Genomic DNA, 20,127 nt, shown 5'->3' with positions numbered 1-20,127 from the left:
CTCGTTGGTGGCGGTTATGCCGGCGCGCCTTGTGAGGCATCGCCGGGCGTGTCGGTCAGACGAAGGCGGGGCCTGTCGGCGACAGGTCGACGCCGCTCCGCAGCCGGGTGAAGGGTAGGGAAGCCGGCGAGACCGGCATCGGGCCGGGCGCCGTCGCGACCAGGATGGTCTCGGCGATCGGCGCGAAGTCGGCCCTGAAATGCACCGAACTCTTGACGACCAGGATCGCCTGGCGCTCGGGCTCGACGCCGAGAAAGCGGAACATCTCGCGATCGGCCATCTGCGCCTTGCGGCTGACGACGACGATGGAAATGCCGCCGACCTTGAGACAGGCCGAGGGGCCGAGCTGCATGCGGACGCCGCCATAGAACCGCCCCGGGGCGACGAACTCGCCGTCGGAGAGGGCGACGACCTCGAAGAGGCCCGCATAGGGACTGTCGCCCTCGATGCCCTTGGCGCCTCCGAGGGCGCAGGCGATCGTCGCGCCGACGCCGGCTTCATGGGCGGTCCTCGCGACCGCAGGATCGAAGATCGCGCCGATCGCCGCGCCTTTGGCGTCTGCCTCGATCAGCGCCTTCAGCATCCCCATCGTGTTGGAATCGCCTCCCGCCCCGGGATTGTCCTGGGTGTCGGCGATGACCACCGGTCTGCGAGCCTTCGCGGCCATGCGCTGTGCCTCGCGGACGGCGTCGAGCGGATCGTATGTGGCGCCGGCAAAGGCGAGCCGCCCGGCACAGACCTTCTCGCCGATCGCATCGACCGCCGCCTTCGCCGCCTCCTCGGTTTCCGCATAGGCGACGACGGAGGGGCCGCAATCGGCGATGTCGGCGGCCGGAAAGCCGCAGAGAAACGACACCGATGCGACGGGGCCGGCCTCCTGCTCCGCGACCGCCTGGTAGATCGAGGCGTTCGGCTCCATGTCGGTCGACTGCCAGGCGATCGGGATCAGGAAGGGGATCTGCCGGAACGCCTTGGCATAGCGGCGGCCGTCAAGCAGCCAAGCGAGCAGCTGCGCGGCGCGCCGGCCGGTCTTGGCCATATCGACATGCGGATAGGTGCGATAGGCGACGAGGGCGTCGGCCTGTTCGACCATCATCCTCGTCACATTGCCATGGAGATCGAGGCTGGCGACGATCGGCACGTCGGGCCCGACCTGCGACCTCACCCGGACGAGCAGTTCGCCTTCGCCGTCTTCCAGATGCTCGGCGACCATGGCGCCGTGGAGATCGAGATAGACGCCGTCGAGGGGGCCCGCGGCGGCGATCGCCGAAACGATGCGCCCGGCAATCGTCTCATAGGCGTCCTCGGTGACGTGGGCCGAGGGCACCGCCGCGCACCACAGTGTCGGGACGAGCCGCCAGCCGCGCTGCTCCGCCGCCTCGACGAAGCCGCAGATGCCCATGTTGACGTCGCGCGTCGCCTCCAGCATCGCCGGGCCTTCGGAAAGGGCCGGCCAGCCGCCGCCATGCTCGAAGGCAGGCAGGTCGGCCATCGTCGGGGCGAATGTGTTGGTCTCGTGCATGAATCCGCCGACGGCGATGCGCGGCGAAAAGGCGGGCTGCATGGTTTCTTTCAACCTCCGGGGCTGTTCTGAAGCGGGGCTTCCGCGCCCGGCATCGGGCGAAAGTTCGGAAAGTCCCAGTGTCGCCCGGGGGCCGCTTCGATCAGCTCGCGGGTATAGGCCTGTTGCGGATTGCCGAGGACTTCGGCGGTCGGGCCGTATTCGACCACCTTGCCGCGCTGCATCACCGCGACATCGTCGCAGATCTGCGCCGCGACCCTCAGATCGTGGGTAATGAAGAGCAGCGCCACGCCGAGCCGCTTCTGGATGTCGTCGAGGAGATCGAGCACCTGAGCCTGCACCGAAACGTCGAGGGCGGAGACCGCCTCGTCGGCGACGAGGACGTCCGGCTCCATGGCGAGAGCGCGGGCGATCGCGATCCGCTGGCGCTGGCCGCCGGAAAACTGGTGCGGATGCCGGTCGATGGCGTCGGCCGGCAGACCGACGAGCTGCAGGAGCTGGCGGGCACGCTCGCGGGCCTCGGACTTCGGGGTCCCGTAGTTGATCGGCCCCTCGGTGATGCTGTCGCCGACGGTGAGCCGCGGATTGAGCGAGCGGTTCGGATCCTGGAAGATCATCTGGATCCGCTTGCGCCAGGGTCTCAGCGCGCTGCGCGAAAGCCCGGCGATCTCCTGGCCGCGCAGCCGGATGCTGCCCGAGGTCGGGTCGATCAGCCGCATGACGCAGCGCGCCACGGTCGACTTGCCGGAGCCGCTCTCGCCGACGATGCCGAGCGTGCGGCCGCGGGTTAGCCGGAGATCGACCTTCTCGGCGGCCACCGTGCCCTCGCGCTTTCGAAACAGCGATGCGCGGCCGTAGACCATGCCGAGCTCGGAGGTTTCGAGAACGGTCTCCTTCGACGTCGCCCGCCGCGCCGCGCGCGGGCTGAGCGCCGGGACGGCGGTGAGGAGGTCGCGGGTATAGTCGCGCTCCGGCTTCGTCAGGATGGTGTCGATGCGGCCGGATTCGACCAGCTTGCCGTGGCGCATGACATAGACCCGGTCGGCGATGTCGGCGACGACGCCCATGTCGTGGGTGATGAACAGCACCGAGGTGCCGAGCCGCTCTTGGATCTCGGCGATCAGCTTGAGGATCTGCTTCTGGGTGGTGACGTCGAGGGCGGTGGTCGGTTCGTCGGCGATCAGCAGCTTGGGTTCCAGCACCAGCGCCATGGCGATCATCACCCGCTGGCGCTGGCCGCCGGAAAGCTGGTGCGGGAAGGAGCCGCACATCCGCTCGACATCCGGCAGATGGACGAGGGAGAGGATCTCGCGGATCCTGCTGCGGCGGTCGGCGGCGTTCATTGAGCCATGGGCGGACAGCACCTCGTCGAGCTGCGCCTCGACGCTGAGCACCGGGTTCAGCGCCGTCATCGGCTCCTGGAAGATCATCGACATGCGCGTCGCGCGCATCTGGCGAAGCCGCGACGGCCTCGCCGAAAGCACGTCCTCGCCCTCGACGAGGATCCGCCCGGAGCGGGCGGCGAGCGCCCCCTTCGGCAAAAGGCCCATGGTGGCGAGCGAGGTCACCGACTTGCCGGAGCCGCTCTCGCCGACGAGGCACACCGTCTCGCCCGGCGCGACGGTGAGCGAGACGTCGTCGATGATCCTCACCGGGTTTCGCCCGGTGGTCTCGACGACGAGGTTCTCGACGACGAGGACGTCGCCTTCCGCCGCGGCGGCCGCGTCGGTGTTCCGCGCCGCGCCCATCAGCCGTCCCTCTTCTTGCCGAGCCGCGGATCGAGGACGTCGCGGGCCGTATCGCCAAGGATGTTGATCGCCAGGATCGACAGGGACAGGAACAGGCCCGGCCAGAAGATCAGCCCCGGCTTCAGCTGGAAGTACAGCCGGCCCTCGGACATGATGTTGCCCCAGGACGGGGTCTCTGTGCCGATGCCGGCGCCGAGGAAGGAGAGGATCGCCTCGGTCAGGATCGCCGAGGCGCAGACATAGGTCGCCTGGACGATGAGGGGGGCCAGGGTGTTGGGCATCAGGTGCCGCCACATGATCTTCGGCAGGCTCGAACCGACGGCGATCGCCGCCTCGACATAGGGCTCCTCGCGGGCCGACAGCACCACCGAGCGCACCAGCCGCACCACCCGCGGGATCTCCGGGATGGTGATCGCGACGAGCACGGTCCACAGGCTCGATCCGGCGAGCGAGACGACGGCGATGGCGAGCAGGATCGACGGAATCGCCATCAGCCCGTCCATGACCCGCATCAGCACCGCGTCGAGCAGCCGGAAGAAACCGGCGAGAAGCCCGAGCGGCAGGCCGACGAGAACCGCCACGAGGGCGGCGCCGACGCCGATGATCAGCGACATGCGGGCGCCGTAGAGGGTGCGCGAGAAGACATCGCGGCCGTAGGCGTCGGTGCCGAAGGGGTGGGTGAGGGAGGCCGAGGCGAGGCGCTCCATCGGGTTCATCGCGATCGGGTCATAGGGCGCGATCAGCGGCGCGAGCAGCGCGGCGATGACGATGACGGCCAGACAGACGGCGGCGATCGTCGGGGCGAGCCGCAGGTCCGACAGGGCGACTTTCGGCAGGAACTGGCGGCGGATCACCGGCTCGGCCGCATCGGCGGTGGCGTCTCTCCTCTCCATCAGTAGCGGATCCTCGGATCCATGAAGGCATAGGAGATGTCGATGAGGAGGTTGATGACGACGTAGATGCCGCTGGTGAGGAGGATCAGCGCCTGGATCACCGGATAGTCCCGCGCGAGGATCGCATCGACGGTGAGCCGGCCGAGGCCGGGAATGTTGAAGACGCTTTCGGTGACAACGACGCCGGAGATCATCAGGGCAAACCCCGTCCCGACGACGGTGAGGATCGGCACGGCGGCATTGCGCAAAGCGTGGCGGAACAGGACGACCCGCTCAGAGAGACCTTTCGCCCGGGCGGTGCGGACATAGTCTTCGTCGAGAACCTCCAGCATCGCCGCCCGGGTCATCCGGGCGATCAGCGCGATGTAGATCGTCGCCAGGGTGAAGGCGGGCAGCACGATGCGCGACAGGAACGGCCCGACGCCGCTGCCGATACTCTTGAAGCCCTGGACGGGAAATAGCCGCAGATCGATCGCGAAGATCTGGATGAGGATGTAGCCGGTCACGAAGACCGGGATCGAGAAGCCGAGGACCGACATCGCCATCACCGCATTATCGGTCAGGCTGCCATGGCGCCAGGCCGCGACGACACCCATCGGGATCGACAGGAGAAGGGTGATCAGCATCGTTACGATGGCAAGGCTCAGCGTCGGTTCGAGCCGCTGGCCGATCAGCGTCAGCACCGGCGTGTGCGAGATCAGCGAGCGGCCGAAGTCGCCGGAAAGAAGCTGGCCGATCCAGGTGAGGAACTGGCTGGCGAGGGGCTCGTTCAGGCCGAGGCTCTCGCGGATGCGCTCGAGCTGCTCGGGCGTCGCCATATCCCCGGCGAGGATGGCGGCCGGATCGCCCGGCGTCAGGCGCAGGAGCAGGAACACGAACAGCGCCACGACGACGAGCACGGGGACCGAAGCCAGGATGCGGCGGGCGATATAGGCCAGCATGAAGAATTGCCTCGCGGCGATGAAGTCGGTTGGCGCGGCGCCGAGCATTCTGCCCGCCGCCGCCGCGGGAAGGCGGCAGCGCCGGAGGAATCAAGCCCTGCCTATTCGGACTTTTCGACGTTCCAGAACACCGGCACCGGCATCTTGACGATGCCGCTCAGTTTCTTGGAGACCGTCGTCGGGATCTTGTACTCGCCGACGGGGATGTAGTTCACGACATCGTAGGCGTGCTTCTGAATGTCGGCAGCGATCGTCTTGCGCTCTTCCTCCGTCTCGGCGGCAGCGAATTTCACCCGCATCTCGTCGAGTTCGGGATCGTCCGGCCAGCCGAACCAGGCCGCTTCCTTGCCGCCGCCGTTGAGCATCGGATTGTTGATCGGGCTCCACACCTCGGGAATGATCCAGTTGGTGAAGAACATGTTCCAACCGCCCTGGGCGACGGGGGACTGGCTGGCCCGGCGGGTGACGAGGGTCTGCCAGTCCATCGGTTGCAGGTCGACGGTGAAGCCGGCCTGGCGCAGGAGCTGGGCGGCCACGACGGGCTGCGGCGCGACCGAGCCGACGTCGGTCGGCTGCATCAGGACCACCGGCGTGCCGTCGTAACCGGCCTCGTCGAGCATCTTCTTGGCGACTTCCGGCTGCGGGCCCTTCATGATCAACTCGTCGCCGGCCTCGGTGGCGTAGGGCGTGTTGCAGCCGTACATCGAGCCGCATTTCGACTGGTAGTCGGGATTGCCGACAAGGGCCGCGAGGATCGGCTCCTGGCCGAGTGCGGCCATCGCGGCGCGACGGATCTCGACCTTGTCGAAGGGCGGGTAGAGCCAGTTCAGCCGGCCCATCGTCTGGTAGCCGAGATCGGTCAGCGTCATCACCGTCAGCTCGGGATTGGCCTCGAGCAGCGGCAGAAGGTCGGTCGGCGTCTGCTCGAGATAGTCGATCTCGCCGGAATTGATGGCGTTCACCGCGGTCTGGGCGTCGGGCATCACCACCCAGGTGACCTTGTCGACCTTCACCACCTTGCCGCCGGCCGTCCAGCTCGCCGGCTCCTTGCGGGGAACGTAGTCCTCGTTCTTCTCGTAGACGGCCCTGACGCCAGGCTCGAACTCGCTCTCGACGAACTTGAAGGGGCCGGAGCCGGTGTAGTCGGTGATGGATTCGCTCGACGGCGTCTTGGCGACCCGCTCCGGCATGATGAAGGTCGGCAGGCCGGAGGGCTTGGCCATCAGCTCGATGGCGTAGGAGAAGGGCTGCGACAGCGTCATGACGAAGGTCTTGTCGTCCTTCGGTTCGAGGCCCTTCACATATTTGAACAACAGCTGCGCGCCGCCGTCCCGCTCGCCCCACCGCTTCAGCGAGGCGACACAGTCGGCCGAGGTGACGGGCTTGCCGTCGGTCCATTTCAGCCCGTCGCGCAAAGTGAAGGTGTAGGTCAGCTTGTCGTCGGAGACCGTCCAGCTTGCCATTTGCGGTTGCGGCTTCAGGTTCTCGTCCATCCCGAGCAGGGTGTCGTAGATCATGTAGCCGTGGTTGCGGGTGATGTGCGCCGTGGTGATGACCGGATCGAGCACGCGGATGCCTGAATGCATCACCGCCCGGATTTCCTGGGCTGCGGCCGGGCCGGCAGCGAGAGCGCCGAGGGCGAGCGCCGAAGCGAGGAGGGCCGAGCGGACGAGCCGCGAGGGCCGGAAGGCGGAAGCAGGGGAAAAGATCGACATGCAGGCGTCTCCGGTAAGGCGCGGCGGGGCCGCAGGGGACATCCGCACTCTTTAGCGCACTGCGCTACTAAAATGCGGATTGAGGTATGGTAAGAACGCGACTACGAATTAGTCAACAGGCATTATCGGGCAAAGAGTGTGCAGTGCATGATGGGTGACGGACAGAGACGCAGGAACGGCCACTTCCTCGGGTCACTGGAAAAGGCGATGAAGCTCCTGGAATCCTTCGACCCGGACCATCCACGCATGGGGCTGACGGAACTTGCCCGAAAGACCGGCTTCGACCGCTCGACGGTGCAGCGGCTGACGACGACGTTCCACGAGCTCGGCTATCTCGACAAGGATCCGGTGACCCGCCGCTACAGCCCGTCGATCCGGATGAGCGAACTCGCCAACGCCTATCTCTGGTCCGACGAGCTGGTGCAGACGGCGATGCCGCGGCTGATTGATCTTCGCCAGCATCTCGGCGAGACCATCAACTTCGCCCGGCTCGATGGTACCGACATCGTCTATACGGCACGGCTGCCGAGCGCCCGCACCAGCTATGCCGCGATGATCATCGGCCGGCGCGTGCCGGCGCTCAACACCTCGAGCGGCCGGGTGATGCTCGCCCGGCGCAGCCCTGCAGAGCGATCGACCGGCGTCGAGGAATGGCCGCTGCGCCGCTTCACCCCGGCGACGATGATGGACCGCGGAAAGATCGCCGAGCTGGTCGAGTCCGCCGCCGAAACCGGCTTCTCGATCGCCGAGGACGAGCTGCAGATGAACGAGCTCGCCGTGGCCGTCGCCGTCGGCCGCGGTGGCGGCGTCAACGCCGCGATCCACTGCTCGGTGAGCGGCACGCTCTGGACCCGCGAACGCCTGCGGAGCGAGGTCGTCCCCTCGCTGCTCGACGTCGCCAATGCGATCGGCTGACCCGGCCGCCGCGTCGGGCAACCTGACCCCGTCTCTCGCCTCAAGGAGAGCTTTCCCGTGAACAACTTCTCCCGCTCCATCGTCGTCACCAAGCCCGCGCGCGTCTCCAGAGGCGGCATCGTCGCGGCGCAGCACCGCCGGGCCGCGGAAATCGGCGCCGAGGTGCTTGCCGCCGGCGGCGATGCGATCGACGCCGCGACAGCCGTCTCCTTCGCCATCGGCGTGGTCGAGCCCTGGATGAGCGGGCCGGCCGGTGGCGGGGCGATGATGGTCTGGCGGGCAGACGAGGCCCGGCCCTATGCCGTGACCTACGGCATGCGCGCCCCTGCCGGGCTCGACCCGCGCGATTTCCCGCTTTCGGGCGAGGGCGTCGCCGACGATCTCTTCCCCTGGCGGCGGGTGGTGGACGATCGCAACATCGAGGGTGCGACGGCGGTCGCAGTGCCGGGCGTCGTCGATGGCATCGGCGTCGCCCACGAGCGCTGGGGCCGGATGGCCTGGCGCGATCTCGTCGCGCCGGCGGCCGGCCTTGCCAGCGAGGGGCTGAAGGTCGACTGGTACGCGGCCCTCAACATCGCCTCGGCTGCACGATCGCTGGCAAAGGACGCCGATGCCGCGGCGCTGTTCCTCGAGGACGGCGTGTTCGCGCCGATCGGCGGCTGGACGGCGCTCACCGACATCCGCCTGAAGATGCCGCGATTGGCCGACACGCTGGAACAGATCGCCCGCAACGGGCCGCGCGAGTTCCACGAGGGTGACGTTGCCCGGGCGCTGGCGCAGGACGTTGCCGAAAAGGGCGGATCGCTCGCCTATGAGGATCTCGCGAGCTACCGGGCGGAGATTGGCGAGCCGCTCTCCATCGACGCCTTTGGCGGGCGCCTTCACGCGACGCCCCGGCTGACCGCCGGGCCGACCATCGTCGACGTGTTCGCCCGTCTGGCGAGAAGCAGCCAGCCGGCCGATCGCGCCGGAAGGCTTGCCGCCATGGCCGAGGCGTTGTCCGGCGCCTATGCCGATCGCCTCGCCACCATGGGAGACCACGAGAGCCCGCTCGCGCCGGGTTCGACGACGCATTTTTCGGTCGTCGACCGCCATGGCAACATGGTGGCGATGACCCAGACGCTGCTGTCGGTGTTCGGCTCGCGGGTGGTCTCGCCCTCCACCGGCCTTCTCCTCAACAACGGCATCATGTGGTTCGATCCCGAAGCCGGAAAGCCCAATTCGCTCGCCGCCGGCAAGCGTTGCCTGATGAACGTCTGCCCGGTGATCGGCGAGGCGGCGGTCGGAACGGCGGCGCAAGCCCGCTTCGCCATCGGTGCGTCGGGCGGCCGCAAGATCCTGCCCGCCGTGGCGCAGCTCGCCCACCGGATGATGGCCGAGGGCGACGATCTCGACACGGCCTTCCACGCGCCGCGGATCGACGTGTCCGGCGGCGACACGGTGATCGCCGATGCGGCTTTCGCGGAGGAGGAGCTCTCGCAGCTGAACGAGCGCTTCCGGGTCGCCCGCGCGCCGCGAACGGTCTTCCCCTATGCCTTCGCCTGTCCGGCGGGTGTCATGGCGATGGGCGGGCTCAATTCCGGCGCGACGGAGATCCTGTCACCCTGGGGCGACGCCGTCGCGGAGGAGGACGTCGGTGCACCGCGCGTCGGACAGGGCGCGCCAGGGACGCCTTGACGCATTGGATACGCGCATCATCGTTCCGAAAGTCTATGCCGATTTCGGGCCACTGCTGTCGGTAAAGATTGAAGGCAGGGGGCGATGCAAGTCCTTGCTCTTGTTGCATGGCTGCCATGAGCCGGATGCTCTGGCTGCAGGTCTCAGTTTGTGAGACACACCCCTCAGGCAAACACCTCCTCCCAAACGTTTGCTGATTTTAAAAGGCTCGCCCGGTCCTCCCCCGGGCGGGCCTTTTCTCGTTTGGTCCGGCATGGCTCGCCCCGATGCGCCGGTGACGCGTTAGAGATGCCAAGTAAAGCTTACGAATATCGGCTGCGTGCTTGTCAAATCCATCTGACAGCGGATCGCTAAAAAGCGAATGACTTCCGGGGCCGGGAAATAGCTTTGCTTTGAGGGCCTTAGTTCTTTGATCGTTTGATTGTTTTAATCGATCGTTGACGGTTGCATGTTCTCCTTAGCGTTGATGAGGACACCGCCATGGCCAAGCTGATCGTCAATTTCGTCTCGTCGGAGCGCCAGCGCTTTGCGGCGTATATGGCGGGATTGGCAGCTTTCCTGCTGGTCTGCGCTGGTGCAGCCTTTGCGGTCCTTCACATCGTAGAGTCGCGGATGAAGGACGAGAGCCAGCAGGCCACGGCTCCGTTCGTTTCCCTGGAAACTGCCATCGTCAAAGCCTTCGGCCAACTCAACGCTGCGGCATCGGGGCGGTTCTGCGGCCCGCAGTTCCAGGCGGAGATGCGGCGGGTGGCGCTGCTGCCCGACGGCCTCAACGAATTCATGGCCATTGATGGCAACAACAAGATCATCTGTTCGGTCAGCCGTGGGCGGCTGGACAGGCCCGTCGCTCTCGGCAAACCGGATCTGGCTTTTACTCCGAAGGGGGCCCCGATCGACGTCTGGGTCGATCGCAGTCTCGACATCGCCGGCTTTTGGGATTTCACCGCCTCCATCGCCCGGCGTGGCCAGTTCGCCGTGGTCTTCTGGCCGCCGTCGGACGACGTCCTTACCGAACGCAACTGGCTGGAAAGCGAGCTCGTCCTGGTCGGGGCGGGTCGTCACTGGCACCGCAAGGGGGTCGAGGGCATCTATCGCGAGAACCTCGTTTCCCCGAACGTGGACTTATGGTCGACGGCGCCCGTGCTGAGGACCATCGACTGCTACGAAGGCGGCGTCGTCTGTGTCGCCAGCACCGCCTCGCTGACGGTGCTTTTCACGGACAATTGGTACTATGTGCCGGGCATCCTGTTCGTCGCCTTGCTGGCGGCGATCGGTGCATCGGCGCAGACCCGGTCGAGCCTCGCCCGCCGCTGGTCGTTCGAGGCGCGCTTCCTGCGCACGCTCGGTCCCGATACCGTGCGCTGCGTCTACCAGCCCATCATGGACCTCAAGACCGGCCAGATCGGCGCCTGCGAAGTGCTCGCCAGGTGGCGCGACGTCGACGGAAGCACCGTCTTTCCCGATGCCTTCATTCCGATCGTCGAGAAAAACGCCATGACGCTCGAATTCACCCGCATGGTGGTCGAGCGCGCCTATCGCGAACTCTCCGAAGCGGTGCCGAAGGGCGTTCCGCTGGTCGTGACCTTCAACATCTTTCCCAGCGACCTCAACGATCCGCGGCTGCCGACGGTGTTCCGCGTCTTCGACGGAAGCGAGGACCGCTTCATCCTCGTGGCCGAACTGGTCGAGAGCGAGGAGATCGACGTCAGATGCATGCAGGCTCGGGTCGACCATCTCCGCGCGGCAGGTATCCGCGTGCTGATCGACGACTTCGGCACCGGCTATTCCAACATCAAGAACCTCGTCGATCTCTCTGTCGACGGCGTCAAGCTCGATCGCGCCTTTGCCATGGCACCCGACGGGACGGTGGCGGCGCGGATGCTCGATCTCGCCATCGAGATGGTCCAGGCAGCCGGCCGCGCCATCGTCGTCGAAGGGATCGAAACCGAAGAACGGCTCGAGCAGCTTCGGCAGAAGTCGCCGGCCATCGAATATGTCCAGGGCTTCTTCATCTCGCGCCCGCTGGAGATCTCGGCTTTCGTCGCATTTCTCGAAAAATCCCGCGGCAATCTTGCCCGTTTCCACGGGCATGTGTCGCTGCGCCACGAACCGGCGCGCCAGATGGTTCAGGCGATGGCGGCCAACGTCGCCTGACAGCGCCGTCGGCCCTTGTTCTCTTACCGGGAGGCGAACCGGCCGCGACCGAGTTCATTCGCCGAAACCGGCACTCCCTTCGATGTCCCCGTCATCCTCGTCATCGGTGCCGGACACCGGTCCATGCGCAAGCTCGGCCTCCGGTACGTCGGGATCGAGCCGGCGGCGGGCGCCCCAGCGATCGAGCACGGCGTTGATCTCGTCGATGACGAAGAAGCGGGCGGCGTCGCGGTCGTAGCCGTCGTCCATCAGCACGTCGTAGTCGGTGTATTCGTGGCGGATGCGGGCGATGGCGGCGAGCCAGACGGCGGCTTCCGGCGCCAGGCTGCGCATGTGCCGCGAGCGCGCCGCCTCCCGGATCGCCTCGGCGTCGAGAAAAGGGGCCCGCGGGATCGCCGCCGTCACCGCCCGGGCGATGCGTCTCTGCCGTTCCGTCGCCATCCCTGCCGCTCAGCCTTCCTCCGGCCGGTCGACCGAAGCGAAATAGGGCTTGATGTCGAGGAGCGGTGTTCCGTCGACGACATCGATCGCGTCGAGGAGCACGATGCCCGCCTCGACATCGAGGGATTCGATGCGGGCTAGATGCAGCCCGATCGGATTGGGCCGGACCGGCGAGCGCAGCGAGAAGGTGCCGCGGGCCGTCTCGGCGTGACGCGGCTTCTGCAGGGCGAGATCGCGGGCCGCGCCATGCAGCCAGCTGAGGCAGAAGATGTGGTCGCCTGCGTTCAGACCTTCGAGCGCCTCGCGCCAGGGCCGGTCGACCTCGAGCCGGCCCGGCGATCCGGCCTCGAGGGCGGCGCGCCGGTTCTTCGGACAGTCGTCGCGCGTCGAAAAGGCCGAGCGGAACCGCCCGATGAAGACGAGGCCGGCATCGTCATGGCCGGGCAGGGGGCCGGAAAAGCTCTGTTCTCCAGAGCGGGGCGGCCGCGAAAGGGGAGAGGTCAGGACATTGCTCCCTGGCCGGTGTCGCTGCGGCAGGAGCCGCAGCCTTTCGCCCATGCCGCGTCGCCCATGCCGACGGTGCTGAAACGCCAGCCGACGAATTGAGTGACGGGGACGGCGAATTTGCCTTGCAAAATCTGGCGACCTGACATAAACATATCTTTATATCGTGATTGAGTTTGCCATGTTGGACGTCAGCAAGTTTCCCTTCGAGAGCTTCGTCGAGCTGCTTCGCGCAGCCGCCGAACCGACGCGCCTGAGGCTCCTCGTGCTCCTCGCGGCGGCCGACCTGACCGTCAGCGAGCTTACGACGATTCTCGGCCAGTCGCAGCCGCGGATTTCCCGCCATCTGAAGCTTCTCGCCGAGGCCGGGCTGATTGCCCGCTACCAGGAGGGCTCCTGGGCGTTCTTCCGGGCATCGGACGACCCGGTGGCGCTGCCGGTGATGCGCGCCCTGGTCGGCTGGGTCGACCCGCAGGATCCGGTGCTCAGCCGCGATGCCGAGCGCCTCGAAGAGGTCCGCACCAGGCGCGCCGCGCGGGCGGCCGACTATTTCGCCCGCAATGCCGAGGAGTGGGACCGCATCCGCTCGCTGCACGTCTCCGACGCCGAGGTCGAGGCGGCGCTCGCCGAGGCGCTCGGCCGCCGCCGCTTCGACACGCTCCTCGATGTCGGCACCGGGACCGGACGGATGCTGGAGGTGCTCGCCCCGCGCTGCGTCAAGGCGGTGGGGATCGACTCTTCGCGGGAGATGCTGGCGGTCGCAAGAGCCAAGCTCGACGAGGCGAAGGTGACCAACGCCCTCGTCAGGCTCGGCAGCGTCTATCATCTGCCGGTCGAGCGGGGAGGCTTCGACCTCGTGCTCATCCATCAGGTGCTGCATTATCTCGACGATCCGGCCCGGGCCGTGCGCGAGGCCGCGGCGGCTCTCAGCCCGGGCGGGCGGCTGGTCATCATCGATTTTGCGCCGCACGAGCTGGAATTCTTGAGAAGCGAATACGCCCATCTGCGGCTCGGCTTCTCGGACCCGTCGCTGACCTCCTATGTCGAGGCGGCGGGGCTCGAGGTCCGCTCGCTCGTCCATCTGAAGTCGAAGGCCGGGGAGGCCGGCGAACTGACCGTCACCATGCTCGTCGCCGAGGACCAGCGCGTCCTCGTCGCCGAGGCGTCACACGATACCATGACCAGCTGAGGAAACACCGCCATGAGCCAGATCAACGCCCTGTCGAATTCGGGCATCGGGGTCTCGTTCGAATTCTTCCCGCCGAAGACCGAGAAGATGGAGGAGACGCTGTGGCGCTCGATCGAGCGACTCGCGCCCATGCAGCCGACCTTCGTGTCGGTGACCTATGGTGCCGGTGGCTCCACCCGCGAGCGCACTCACCACACCATCGAGCGGATGCTCAAGGAGACCAGCCTCGTTCCGGCGGCGCATCTGACCTGCGTCGATGCTTCCCGCGATGAGGTGGACGAGGTGGTCCGCCAGTATCGCGACACCGGGGTAAAGCATTTCGTGGCGCTGCGCGGCGACAGCCAGGCGGGCGTCGGCGGCGAGTATGTCGCCCGGCCCGACGGCTATCGCAACGCGGTCGAGCTGGTCGCCGGCCTGAAGGCCATCGACGATTTCGAGATTTCCGTCTCGGCCTATCCGGAAAAGCATCCCGAGAGCCCGGATTTCGCCACCGACATCGACCTTCTGAAGCGCAAGGTCGACAATGGCGCCACCCGCGCCATCACCCAGTTCTTCTTCGACAACGACGTCTTCGAGCGCTATGTCGAGCGCGTCCGCAGGGCGGGAATCTACATTCCCATCGTCCCGGGTATCGCGCCGATCCATGATTTCACCAAGATCGCCCGCTTTGCCGGCGCCACCGGCGCCAGCATTCCAGCCTGGCTTGCGGCGCGCTTCGAGGGGCTCGAGACCGACGAGCAGACCCGCTCGCATGTCGCCGCCGCCTTCTGTGCCGACCAGGTCCTCGATCTGACCAAGCGGGGCTTCTCGGACTTCCACTTCTACACGATGAACCGGGCCGATCTCGTCTATTCGATCTGCCACATCCTCGGCCTGCGCGCCGCCGCGCCGCAGAGCGATGCCGCGCCCGCCGCAGCCGCCTGAGCGGCGCTGCCGCCAGCGCTGTCGCGCCTATTCGAAAGAGCGGGCGGCGCCTCGCGACCACAGACAAGCAAAAGGCCGGGTCTCCCCCGGCCTTTTGCGTATCCTCCCGGTCCCGTCTTCAAGAACCGTTTGCGGGCGATGTCACTTCCTGTCGCATTCTGACGCGACGACCGCGAGTTCCATCACCCGGTCCAATGCATTTGCGCGGTCTCAGGGCAGATAGCCGGCCACCAGGGCTGCAACGAAGGCAAACGCTGCACAGGCCATGATGAGGTTGAGAGGACGCGTGAGTTGCATAGGCTCCAGGCTCCCTGTTGCATCGATTGTGACAGGTTAGCGAAAGGCGTCGTGCCATCAAGCACAATCGTTGCTGCAGCGCGGCACGAATGCCCGCCCGCGTGCCGAATTGCCTGAATAACAGGCGATGCAACCGCGAAGTCGCAACAATATTTCTTCTGGCCGCGGTCTCGATCTGGCACAGGAAGCACCGATCGAAACCGCTGACAATTCATCAAGAACCAGAAATTATTGGGGCGTTACGAGATTTTGGAGCAGGGCGGCGATGGCGAGGGCCCGCGCGTCGCGGCCGAACCGTGCAATCACCGAGACACCGAGCGGCAATCCTTCTTCACCGGCAAAACCCGGGACGTTGACGACTGGGTTGCCGGTCAGTGTCCACAGCTTGTTCATCATCGCGTCGCCGGTCGAGGCGAGCGTCACGGGTGCCGCGCCGAGCGCCGAGGGAGCGAGGATGACATCGACGCTCTCGAACAGCGCCGAAGCCGCCTTGCGGCCGACCCTGGCGGCGCGGCGGGCGGCGTCATAGGCGGCCGGCTCGAGCCTTGCCGCGTCGTCGAGGATCGCTGCCACCATCGGGCCGATCTCGTCGTGGTGATTGCGATATTCGTCCGACAGCGCCATCACCGCCTCGAAGCCCTGGACGATGCCGTGCGAGGCGCGGGCCTCGGCGAGGGCGGCGGGCTCCTCCAGTTCGACGATGCGGGCGCCGGCGCCCTCCATCAGCCGTGCGGCCTCCTCGACGGCGGCGAGCATCTCCGGGCGCACCTCGAAGTCGACGCTGGACCGGTAGAGCCCGACGGTGAGCCCGGCCGCATCCGCGGGGACCGGGGCCGCAAGGTCCCGCCCGGTGATCGCTTTCGCCGCGACAGCAAGGTCGCCGGCTGTTGCGGCGAAGAGCCCGGCGGTGTCGAGCGTATAGGAAAACGTCTTCATGCCGACCGTCGGCAACAGCCGAAAGCTCGGCTTGTAGCCGGCGACGCCGCAGAACGAGGCCGGACGGATCACCGAGCCGCCGGTCTGCGAGCCGAAGGCGAGCGGCACCATGCCGGCCGCGACCGCGGCTGCCGAGCCGGAGGACGAACCGCCCGGCGTATGGGAGAGATTGCGCGGGTTGCGCGTCGGGGTCGGGTCGAGGCTGGCAAATTCGGTGGTCGTCGTCTTGCCGAGGATGGCCGCCCCGGCGAGCCGTGCCATCGAGACCAGCGCGGCGTCGGCCACCGGCCGGTAGCCGCGATAGACCGGCGAGCCGTGTTCGGTCGCCATGTCCCGCGTGTCGTAGATGTCCTTGACGCCGATGGTGACGCCGGCGAGCGGGCCGCTCGCGGCGCTCGCCGCCGCAAGGCTCGCCTCCGGTGCGAGCCGCAGGAAGGCGCCGATCTCGCCGTCCGCCGCCGCCACCCGCTCCTTCGCCGCGGCGATCTCCCTCTCCGGCGTCGAGCGCCCGGAGGATACGGCGGCGACGATGTCTCTCAGCGACGCGGCGGCGATCGGGTGGCGGTCGAGCATGAAAAGATGTCCTTGGCTGCGGAAGGCGCGGGGTCGAGGCTGCGATCCATGGGTAGCCGCATCGGCTTTGCCCCGGCAAGCGGAAACGGTCAGCCCGGCTGACGAGGCGAGGGTTCGACCTTCGCGCCCGGCGCACCATGTTCTGCCGCGCAAGAACAGCGGGAGACGCGGAATTGCAGAGCTTTCCGACGGCGAAGGACGCCGCCCTGACCCTTCGCCCCGACGTGCCGGTCTATTGCTTCCGGCCGGCCGTTCTGGCCGGGGATGCGCAGGCCTTCGTCTCGGCCTTTCCCGGCGGCACGGCCTATGCGGTGAAGACCAATGGCGAGCCGATGGTGCTGAAGACCCTTGCGCAGGCGGGTATCTCGACCTTCGACGTCGCTTCGCCGGGGGAATTCGCCGCGGTCAAGGAAGCCCGGCCCGACGCCGAGATGCTCTACATGCATCCGGTAAAAGCCCAGTCCGACATCCGCCTGGCGCTCGAGACCTATGGCATCCGCGTGCTGTCCCTCGACCACGAGGACGAGGTGGCGAAGATCTTGAGGATCGTCCGGGCGCTCGACATCGATCCGGGCACGGTGACGCTGTTCGTCCGCATTCAGACCAAGGGCCACGCGGCCTACGAATTGTCGAAGAAGTTCGGTGCGGCGCCCGCCCATGCGGTCGAACTTCTGCAGCGCTGCCACAAGATCGGATTCAAGGTCGGCCTCTGCTTCCATGTCGGCTCGCAGATCGAGGATCCGGACACCTACGAGCGGGCGCTCGCCTCCGCCGACTGGGTGCGCAACCGCGCCGACGTGCCGCTTGCCGGGCTCGATGTCGGCGGCGGCTTTCCGGCCGAATACGGCCACGACCCGCGGCGCAAGAAGAAGGAGATGCCGGGCTTTGCCGAAATCATGACGCGGCTGCGCTCGGATATCGGCGAGTGGGGCTTCGGCGATCTGCCGCTCGTCGCCGAACCCGGCCGGGTGATCGTCGCAAGGGCCTTCTCGCTGATCGTCAGGGTGCTCCTGCGCAAGGGCCGCAGGCTCTACATCAACGACGGCATCTGGGCGTCGCTGTCGGATTCATGGACCGGCAAGATCACCCTGCCGGCACGCTTCATTCCCGATCCGGCGCGGGTGAACCGCAATGGCGATCCGTCGAAGATCGGCGCCTTCAAGGTCTGCGGCGCCACCTGCGATTCCGTCGACATCCTGTCGCGGCCGTTCTGGCTGCCGGAGACCGTCGACACCGGCGACTGGATCGAGATCGGCCATATCGGCGCCTATTCGCTGTCGCTGCGCACGCGGTTCAACGGCTTTTATCCGGACACCTTCGTCGAGGTGACGACGCCCTTCGACGAAGGCGACGCGGCCGAGGGCTATGCCAGCCTCGAGACGATGGCGGATTGAGGCCTACCGCGCTGCCTTCCGCTTCGGCGTGATGTCCTTCATCTCGTGGATGTCGCCCCGATCGTCGATGAGGCCGTCCTCGCCGAAATGATCGAGGATCATCGCGAGGTTGCGGCGATTGGCCTTGAAGAACACGTCGAAAATGTCGCCGACCAGCGGGACGGCGCCGCCGAAGACGTCCACGCCGACATTCGCCAGCATCTTGGCGAGCTTGTGGGCCGGCATGCCGAGGCGCCGCGCTTCGTTGACGATCCACAGCGATACCGCCGCCGTCGCGGCATCGCCGATGCCGGGAACGAGGCCGACGATCGAATCACCACCGAAACTGATGCCGGTGCCGGGGATGCGGATGGCCGTATCCATCAGCCGCGCGACCCGCGCCACGCGCCGCAGGCGGCGAATGTGATCGACTTCCCTGAAAGCATCCGCATGGGCGTAGGTTGCGCTCATGTCTTGACTATCTCCTCCTTCACCTGGCCGTCACGAGGCGTAACGTCTTGAGACTTCATATGGTGAAGCAATTTCGCGGGTAAAAGGATCCGGCGCGTCTGACGATCGGTGCCGCGGGCAAGTTTTTCCGTCGGGCCCGGCGACTTGCCGCGAGCATCGCCCTCGACAGCACGCCGCAAAAAATCATTCCGCCGCCGGTCTCGACAAACCGCGACCAAGGTTGTCGCCTGTGATGGCGAATCGCCAATGCCCGCCCCGTCTGGAGCTGCCGTGGAAGAGACCGCTGCCGGCCATGCCGGCGACCTCACCGTCGTTGCCTTCGTCATCCTCGTCGCCGTCGTGGCGGGGCTCGGGCTGATGCGGCTGAAGCAGCCGCCGCTGGTCGGCTTCATCCTCGCCGGCGTGCTGCTCGGCCCCTCAGGCGCCGGTCTCGTCTCGACCTCCGACGAGAACGTCACGATGCTGGCCGAGATGGGCGTGCTGCTGCTTCTGTTCTTCATCGGCATGGAGCTGTCGCTGAAGGCCTTCGTCGCGACGCTGCGGCCGGCGCTGCTAATCGCCGGCGGCCAGCTGGCGGCGGCCCTCGTCATCACCTTCGGTCTGAAGCTGATCTCCGACGCGACCTATGCCGAGGCGATCATCCTCGGCTTCATCATCGCGCTTTCCTCGACGGTCGTCGCCATGAAGATGCTGGAGGAGATCGGCGAATTGCGCGGCGAGCCCGGCCGGATCGCCGTCGGCGTGCTGATCGCCCAGGATCTCGCCGTGGTGCCGATGCTGCTGGTCTCGACCTCGCTCGGTGGCAGCGAGGAGATCGCCTGGGCAAGCCTCATCCTGAAGATCGCGGTGGCCGTTGCGGTGCTGGCCGGGCTGCTCTGGTATCTCGGCCGCCGGCCGAAGCTGAAGCCGGCCTTTGCAGCGGCCGTCGAGGGCAATGTCGAGATCCTCGCCCTCGGCTCGATCGCCTTCTGCTTCGCGGCAGCCTCGATTTCCGGCCTTGTCGGCCTGTCGCCCGCCTATGGCGCCTTCATCGCCGGCCTCGTCGTCGGCGCCTCGACGCTGCGCTCGCCGGTGATCCACGTCGTCGAGCCGATCCAGTCGATCCTGCTCGTCGTCTTCTTCCTGTCGATCGGCCTCCTGATCGATCTCGGCTATATCGCCGAGAACTGGCAACTGGTGCTGATCGCGGCGATCTTCGTGGTGCTGGCAAAGACCATCCTCAACGTCATGCTGATCCGCTTTGCCGGACTTTCCCACAAGACCGCCGTTGAGGCGGGCCTTTCGATGGCGCAGATCGGCGAATTCTCCTTCGTGCTGGCGGCCGCGGCCTATGCCTCCCGGGCGATCGGCGGCGACGTCTATCGCCTCGCCCTTGCGGTAACGGCGATCACGCTGTTGATCTCGCCGGCCTGGATGGTGGTGACGCGTCGCCTCGAGGGCGAGGCGCGCTTCGGCTATCAGGAATTCCGCACGGCGCTCGCCGAGATCTATGAGGGGCAGGTCGAGACCGTCGAGGATCTCGGCTTCTGGCTCAAGGTGAGGGGGCGGGCGCTGCGCCGCGCCTGGCGCCGCCGCCGGGCGCAACGGGTCGTCGCGGCGCGGAAAACGCCGGAATTCGGTGCGGAGGAAGCCGGCTTGCCGCCCGTATCCGGCCGCACGCAGGGCGAGTGAGCGTCGCTCATGCGGCTGCGAGGCGATGCCGGCGACGCATCGATCTCCCCCCTTGAGGCAGGCGAATCGCATATGGCCGGCGGTGATTTGAAGCTGATCGGGCTTGCGGTTTTGGCTCTGATTGATTCTGGAAGCATCCATGGAGATGTCCCGTGGAGGCGAAGATGGATCGATTTGTCGAAT

The 20,127-nt window shown here is 66.9% G+C and carries 16 protein-coding genes; 7 read left to right on the top strand and 9 right to left on the bottom strand.

Going from position 1 to position 20,127, the window contains the following annotated elements:
* Window positions 1-55: 55 nt before the first annotated feature.
* The 5 genes from E3C22_RS23510 to E3C22_RS23490 all read right to left on the bottom strand — a co-directional run bounded on the left by E3C22_RS23510 (window position 56) and on the right by E3C22_RS23490 (window position 6,819).
* Window positions 56-1,564 (bottom strand): M81 family metallopeptidase, encoded by a 1,509-nt coding sequence (locus E3C22_RS23510; protein WP_134764329.1) that lies wholly within the window; start codon window positions 1,562-1,564, stop codon window positions 56-58.
* Between the two features lie 8 nt (window positions 1,565-1,572).
* Window positions 1,573-3,270 carry an ABC transporter ATP-binding protein gene (locus E3C22_RS23505; protein WP_134764328.1) on the bottom strand — a complete coding sequence of 566 codons (1,698 nt, stop codon included), beginning with the start codon at window positions 3,268-3,270 and terminating at the stop codon, window positions 1,573-1,575.
* Complete coding sequence (locus tag E3C22_RS23500) at window positions 3,270-4,163, bottom strand: ABC transporter permease (protein WP_134764327.1); 894 nt, start codon at window positions 4,161-4,163, stop codon at window positions 3,270-3,272. Before E3C22_RS23500 ends, E3C22_RS23505 begins: the two co-directional genes overlap by 1 nt.
* Entirely contained in the window at window positions 4,163-5,104 is a 942-nt protein-coding gene (locus E3C22_RS23495) for an ABC transporter permease (RefSeq protein WP_134764346.1), read from the bottom strand. Before E3C22_RS23495 ends, E3C22_RS23500 begins: the two co-directional genes overlap by 1 nt.
* Before the next feature lie 101 nt (window positions 5,105-5,205).
* Window positions 5,206-6,819, bottom strand: a complete 1,614-nt coding sequence (locus tag E3C22_RS23490; protein WP_134764326.1) for an ABC transporter substrate-binding protein — start codon at window positions 6,817-6,819, stop codon at window positions 5,206-5,208.
* Between the two features lie 147 nt (window positions 6,820-6,966).
* On the opposite strand from E3C22_RS23490, the gene E3C22_RS23485 reads away from it, so the two are divergent.
* From E3C22_RS23485 to E3C22_RS23475, 3 genes are all read left to right on the top strand, one after another.
* Window positions 6,967-7,734: an IclR family transcriptional regulator gene (locus E3C22_RS23485; RefSeq protein WP_134764325.1), complete on the top strand. Its 768-nt coding sequence runs from the start codon at window positions 6,967-6,969 to the stop codon at window positions 7,732-7,734.
* 57 nt (window positions 7,735-7,791) lie between these two features.
* A complete protein-coding gene (locus tag E3C22_RS23480) occupies window positions 7,792-9,411 on the top strand; it encodes a gamma-glutamyltransferase (protein WP_134764324.1) in 1,620 nt (539 codons plus the stop codon).
* A gap of 480 nt (window positions 9,412-9,891) precedes the next feature.
* Window positions 9,892-11,565, top strand: coding sequence for an EAL domain-containing protein (locus E3C22_RS23475; RefSeq protein ID WP_134764323.1), 1,674 nt, complete (start codon window positions 9,892-9,894; stop codon window positions 11,563-11,565).
* Between the two features lie 54 nt (window positions 11,566-11,619).
* On the opposite strand, the gene E3C22_RS23470 is transcribed toward E3C22_RS23475, so the two are convergent.
* Window positions 11,620-12,006 carry a DUF2293 domain-containing protein gene (locus E3C22_RS23470; RefSeq protein ID WP_134764322.1) on the bottom strand — a complete coding sequence of 129 codons (387 nt, stop codon included), beginning with the start codon at window positions 12,004-12,006 and terminating at the stop codon, window positions 11,620-11,622.
* A gap of 9 nt (window positions 12,007-12,015) precedes the next feature.
* Window positions 12,016-12,564 (bottom strand): SAM-dependent methyltransferase, encoded by a 549-nt coding sequence (locus E3C22_RS23465; protein ID WP_134764321.1) that lies wholly within the window; start codon window positions 12,562-12,564, stop codon window positions 12,016-12,018.
* 127 nt (window positions 12,565-12,691) lie between these two features.
* Between E3C22_RS23465 and E3C22_RS23460 the strand changes: the two genes are divergently transcribed.
* Both E3C22_RS23460 and metF read left to right on the top strand, forming a co-directional pair.
* Entirely contained in the window at window positions 12,692-13,699 is a 1,008-nt protein-coding gene (locus tag E3C22_RS23460) for an ArsR/SmtB family transcription factor (protein WP_134764320.1), read from the top strand.
* Window positions 13,700-13,711: 12 nt separating this feature from the next.
* Window positions 13,712-14,623, top strand: a complete 912-nt coding sequence (metF, locus tag E3C22_RS23455; protein ID WP_134764319.1) for a methylenetetrahydrofolate reductase [NAD(P)H] — start codon at window positions 13,712-13,714, stop codon at window positions 14,621-14,623.
* A 525-nt stretch (window positions 14,624-15,148) separates the two neighbouring features.
* Here the strand turns inward: metF and E3C22_RS23450 are convergent.
* The gene (locus E3C22_RS23450) at window positions 15,149-16,429 is read right to left on the bottom strand and encodes an amidase (RefSeq protein ID WP_134764318.1); all 1,281 of its coding nucleotides are present in this window, start codon (window positions 16,427-16,429) and stop codon (window positions 15,149-15,151) included.
* Between the two features lie 173 nt (window positions 16,430-16,602).
* On the opposite strand from E3C22_RS23450, the gene E3C22_RS23445 reads away from it, so the two are divergent.
* Window positions 16,603-17,823 carry an alanine racemase gene (locus E3C22_RS23445; RefSeq protein WP_134764317.1) on the top strand — a complete coding sequence of 407 codons (1,221 nt, stop codon included), beginning with the start codon at window positions 16,603-16,605 and terminating at the stop codon, window positions 17,821-17,823.
* A 3-nt stretch (window positions 17,824-17,826) separates the two neighbouring features.
* Here the strand turns inward: E3C22_RS23445 and E3C22_RS23440 are convergent, their stop codons facing one another.
* Window positions 17,827-18,273, bottom strand: coding sequence for a DUF4112 domain-containing protein (locus E3C22_RS23440; RefSeq protein WP_134764316.1), 447 nt, complete (start codon window positions 18,271-18,273; stop codon window positions 17,827-17,829).
* Between the two features lie 270 nt (window positions 18,274-18,543).
* Here E3C22_RS23440 and E3C22_RS23435 point away from each other — a divergent pair, with 270 nt between their 5' ends.
* The gene (locus E3C22_RS23435; RefSeq protein WP_245515164.1) at window positions 18,544-19,944 is read left to right on the top strand and encodes a cation:proton antiporter; all 1,401 of its coding nucleotides are present in this window, start codon (window positions 18,544-18,546) and stop codon (window positions 19,942-19,944) included.
* The last annotated feature ends 183 nt before the right edge of the window (window positions 19,945-20,127 follow it).

The organism is Jiella endophytica (assembly GCF_004519335.1).
GTDB lineage: Bacteria > Pseudomonadota > Alphaproteobacteria > Rhizobiales > Rhizobiaceae > Jiella > Jiella endophytica.
This window is presented reverse-complemented; position numbering and strand designations above follow the sequence as displayed.